Genomic DNA, 4742 nt, shown 5'->3' with positions numbered 1-4742 from the left:
CGATGCGCGACGGGTCGTAGCTGCCGTCCTTGAACGAGTCACCCGGCGGTTTCTTGGTTGCTGTCTTGAGGTCCATTCCGGAGCAGAAGTATCCACCGGCCCCGGTCAGGATGCAGCATCGGATGTCGTCATCGTTGTCGACGCGGTCCCAGGCCTGCACCATGATTTCCATCATCTCGGTGCTCAGCGCGTTGCGGGCGTGCGGCCGGTTCAACGTGACGATCAGGGTGTGACCGCGCTGCTCCACCAGGGCGTCGGGTCCGGATTTCTCGTTTGCTGGCGCCTGAGCCACGGCTACCGCCTTTCCCTCGACATTGGGCATGAGCTTGTCAAGAAATGTAACACGTTCTAGTTTGGTGGCCGTGGCCCTGAATATTGCCGATCTTGCTGAGCACACCATCGACGCTGTGCCCGACCGTATAGCCCTTATCTGCGGCGACGAGCAGTTGACCTACGCCCAATTGGAGGAGAAGGCCAACCGCCTCGCGCACTACCTGATCGATCAGGGCGTGAAGAAGGACGACAAGGTCGGACTGTACTGCCGCAACCGCATCGAGATCGTCATCGCGATGCTTGGCATCGTCAAGGCCGGCGCCATCCTCGTCAACGTCAACTACCGGTACGTCGAAGGCGAGCTTCGCTACCTGTTCGACAACTCCGACATGGTTGCGCTGGTTCACGAGCGCCAGTACTCCGACCGGGTCGCCAACGTGCTGCCGGACACCCCCAACGTCAAGACGATCCTCGTCGTCGAGGACGGCTCCGACGTTGAAGACAGCGCCTACCAGAGCTACGGCGGCGTCGAGTTCTACTCGGCGATCGCGCAGGGCTCGCCGGAACGCGACTTCGGCGAACGCAGCGGCGACGACATCTACCTGCTCTACACCGGTGGTACCACCGGCTTCCCCAAGGGCGTGATGTGGCGCCACGAGGACATCTACCGGGTGCTGTTCGGTGGAACCGACTTTGCCACAGGCGAATTCGTCAAGGACGAGTACGACCTGGCCAAGGCCGCCGCCGCCAATCCGCCGATGATCCGTTACCCGATTCCGCCAATGATCCACGGCGCCACCCAATCCGCGACCTGGATGTCGATCTTCTCGGGCCAAACCACCGTGCTGGCACCGGAATTCGACGCCGAAGAGGTGTGGCGCACCATTCATGAGCACAAGGTGAACCTGCTGTTCTTCACCGGTGACGCCATGGCGCGGCCGTTGCTCGACGCGCTCAACAAGGACAACGATTACGACCTGTCGTCACTGTTCTTGCTCGCCAGCACCGCGGCGCTGTTCTCACCGAGCATCAAGGAGAAACTGCTGGAGCTGCTGCCCAACCGGGTTATCACGGACTCAATTGGCTCCTCGGAGACCGGATTTGGCGGCACCAGCATCGTCGCAGCGGGTGCGCCGCACAGCGGCGGGCCACGAGTGACCATCGACCACCGCACCGTCGTGCTCGACGAGGACGGCAACGAGGTGAAGCCCGGGTCCGGCGCGCGCGGCTTCATCGCCAAGAAGGGCAACATCCCGGTCGGCTACTACAAGGACGAGAAGAAGACCGCCGAGACGTTCAAGACCATCAATGGCGTGCGCTACGCCATTCCGGGTGACTACGCGCAGGTCGAGCAGGACGGCACCGTCACCATGCTCGGCCGCGGCTCGGTGTCGATCAACAGCGGCGGCGAGAAGATCTACCCCGAGGAGGTCGAGGCGGCGCTCAAGGGCCATCCCGACGTCTTCGACGCGTTGGTGGTCGGCGTGCCCGACGCCCGTTATGGCCAGCATGTCGCCGCCGTGGTGCAGGCCCGGCCTGGTTCCCGGCCGACGCTGTCGGAGCTGGACAGTTTCGTGCGCGCCGAGATCGCGGGATACAAAGTGCCACGCAGCCTTTGGTTGGTCGACGAAGTGAAGCGCTCACCGGCCGGGAAACCCGACTACCGCTGGGCCAAGGAGCAGACTGAAGTGCGCCCGGCCGACGATGTGCATGCCGCTCACGTCACTGCGTGACCGACTTCGTCAAACGTAACGCGAACGCGCCCAACGGCTTCTTTGCTTGCGAAGCCGCTGGGCTGCGATGGCTTTCGGGTGTCGACGGCGGTGTGCCCTGCGCGCGGGTTGTTTCGGTGGACGCGAGCAGCCTGACCCTGCAGCGGCTTGATTCGGTAGCTCCGGGCCGCGAATCGGCATACGAGTTCGGCCGCCGACTGGCCGTGACGCACGACGCGGGCGCCGCGGCGTTCGGCGCCGGGCCCGACGGTTGGGACGGGCCCGGGTTCTTCGGGCCCGGAAGGCCCCCGTCGCAGCCATTGCCGATGTCGCTGCGACCGCACCGAGGGTGGGGCGACTTCTACGCCGACGAGCGGCTGGCCCCGATGGCCGACCTCGCGGCGCCGCGGCTCTGCGCTTCGACCCGAGCCGCGATCGACTCCGTCGCGGCCCGTTGCCGAGCGGGCGACTTCGACGACGATGACCATCCCGCCCGGCTGCACGGCGATTTGTGGAGCGGCAACATGATGTGGACGCCCGACGGGGTGGTCCTGATCGATCCGGCGGCGCACGGTGGTCACCGTGAGACCGATTTGGCGATGCTCGCACTGTTCGGCGGCGGGTATGCGCAGCAGACGCATGACGCCGCCCGCACCGCGCTGGCAGTCTAGCCGCGTCTACAGTCGAAGCGTGAACGGTGCCCAGGCCCTAATCAATACCCTGGTCGACGGCGACGTCGACGTGTGCTTCGCCAACCCAGGTACCTCGGAGATGCACTTCGTGGCCGCGCTGGACGCGGTTCCGCAAATGCGCGGCGTGCTAGTGCTTTTCGAAGGCATAGCCACCGGCGCGGCCGATGGCTATGCGCGCATCGCGGAGCGACCAGCGGCGGTGCTGTTGCATCTGGGCCCGGGGCTGGGCAATGGTCTGGCCAACTTGCACAACGCTCGTCGCGCCCACGTCCCGGTGGTGGTGGTGGTCGGCGACCACGCCACGTATCACAAGAAGTACGACGCCCCATTGGAATCCGACATCGATGCGCTCGCCGGCAGCGTGTCGGGATGGGTGCGCCGGACGGCTGACACTTCCGACGTCGCCGGCGATGCCGCCGAGGCGATCGCCGCCAGCCGGTCCGGCTCGCAGATCGCGACGTTGATGCTGCCGGCGGACGTGTCCTGGTCCGACGGAGCCCAGCCCGCCTCGGCGTTGCCGGCGCAGCCAACGGGTGCCGACCCGCTGCTGGCGCCCGAGGTGAGGGAGCTGCTGCGGTCGGGCGAGCCCACGGTGATGATGATCGGCGGAGACGCCACCCGCGGCGTCGGGCTGACCGCGGCCGCGCGGATCGCCGCGGCCACCGGCGCTCGCTTGCTGTGCGAGACCTTCCCGGCCCGGCTGGAGCGCGGGGCCGGCGTTCCAGCCGTCGACCGGCTTGCATACTTCGCTGAGGCTGCCACGGCCCAGCTCGACGGCGCCAAGCATCTGGTGCTGGCCGGCGCCACGTCGCCGGTCTCGTTCTTCGCCTACCCCGGCAAGCCCAGCGACCTGGTGCCCGCCGGCTGCGAAGTGCACGTGCTCGCCGAGCATACCGGCGCGGCCGATGCATTGGTCGCGTTGGCCGATGAGCTGGCACCGGGCAGCACCGCGCCGGTGGCGCCCGCATCGCGTCCGCAGTTGCCGACCGGTGCGTTGTCCGCTGTGTCGGTGGCCGACGCGATCGGCGCGCTGATGCCGGAGCGGGCGATCGTTGTCGACGAGTCCAACACGTCGAGTGTGCCGCTGACGGCGGCAACGGCCGGTGCGCCCAGACATGACTGGCTGACGCTGACCGGCGGCGCTATCGGGTTCGGCATCCCGGCCGCCGTGGGCGCAGCGGTCGCCGCGCCCGACCGGCCGGTGTTGTGTTTGGAATCCGACGGATCGGCGATGTACACGATTTCCGGTCTGTGGACTCAGGCGCGGGAAAACCTGAACGTGACCACGGTGATCTACAACAACGGCGCCTACGACATTCTGAGGATCGAGCTGCAGCGAGTCGGCGCCGGTTCGGCTCCGGGCCCCAAAGCGCTTGATCTGCTTGATTTATCCCGTCCCAGAATGGATTTCGTCAAGATCGCCGAGGGCATGGGGGTTCCGGCGCGGCGTGTCACCACCGCCCAGGAGTTCGCCGATGCCCTGCGCACGGCCTTCGCCGAGCCGGGTCCGCACCTGATCGACGCCGTGGTGCCGTCAATCCTCGGTTAGCTCGGCAAGGTGGTCGACGAGCCAGTCGGTCAGATCGTTGAGGACATCGATTCCCGTCTCGAACACGCCGTCGTGGACCTGGGCCACCAGCGCGACGCCGACATGCCCGGCCCCGGTCGGTACGATCGCGAATTGCCGGACCAGGTAGTCGCCGCCTATCCCGGGACCCCAACCGCCTTTGGCGGCAAAGCCTTTGGCGGCCAGACCCCAGCGATGGTCCGTGGTGAGGTTGTGCATTAATTCGACGACAGGCGAAGCGTCGGGAATGCACGGCAGCCGGGCGGCGAACTCCGCCTGCCGGGCCAGGGACCAGTGCGTTTGACCGAATGCGGTGTAGCCGGGGCGAAGTCGCCTTGACTCGACCACAGTGGTTGTGTCGCCGGCGTCGTGGATGACAGTTTGCACCTGCTGTGCCGCCTGGGCCGGGTCCCCGAGCCGCGACCACAGCTCCTCGGCGGCGGTATTGTCGGATTGCGTAATCGTCTGAGCGGCAAGCTCGCCGCTATCCACCCCTGC

The 4742-nt window shown here is 66.7% G+C and carries 5 protein-coding genes; 3 read left to right on the top strand and 2 right to left on the bottom strand.

The genetic code is table 11. From position 1 onward, the window contains the following. Positions 1 to 322: enoyl-CoA hydratase-related protein (locus ACLQI9_RS22585; protein ID WP_442392228.1), on the bottom strand; the 322-nt coding region annotated here is incomplete at its 3' end. A 34-nt stretch (positions 323 to 356) separates the two neighbouring features. On the opposite strand from ACLQI9_RS22585, the gene ACLQI9_RS22580 reads away from it, so the two are divergent. Genes ACLQI9_RS22580 through ACLQI9_RS22570 form a run of 3 tightly spaced genes read left to right on the top strand, consistent with a single transcriptional unit; the run spans position 357 to position 4226 of the window. After that, a complete protein-coding gene (locus tag ACLQI9_RS22580) occupies positions 357 to 2006 on the top strand; it encodes an acyl-CoA synthetase (protein ID WP_442392227.1) in 1650 nt (549 codons plus the stop codon). Next, positions 2003 to 2656 carry a fructosamine kinase family protein gene (locus tag ACLQI9_RS22575; protein ID WP_442383777.1) on the top strand — a complete coding sequence of 218 codons (654 nt, stop codon included), beginning with the start codon at positions 2003 to 2005 and terminating at the stop codon, positions 2654 to 2656. Before ACLQI9_RS22580 ends, ACLQI9_RS22575 begins: the two co-directional genes overlap by 4 nt. Positions 2657 to 2675: 19 nt before the next feature. Then, complete coding sequence (locus ACLQI9_RS22570; RefSeq protein WP_442383779.1) at positions 2676 to 4226, top strand: acetolactate synthase large subunit; 1551 nt, start codon at positions 2676 to 2678, stop codon at positions 4224 to 4226. Here ACLQI9_RS22570 and ACLQI9_RS22565 read toward each other — a convergent pair. Beyond that, positions 4212 to 4742, bottom strand: a 531-nt coding sequence (locus tag ACLQI9_RS22565) for a serine hydrolase (RefSeq protein ID WP_442392226.1), incomplete at its 5' end; no start/stop codon positions are given. The genes ACLQI9_RS22570 and ACLQI9_RS22565 overlap by 15 nt on opposite strands.

The organism is Mycobacterium sp. (assembly GCF_052143115.1).
Taxonomy (GTDB): Bacteria; Actinomycetota; Actinomycetes; order Mycobacteriales; family Mycobacteriaceae; genus Mycobacterium.
This window is presented reverse-complemented; position numbering and strand designations above follow the sequence as displayed.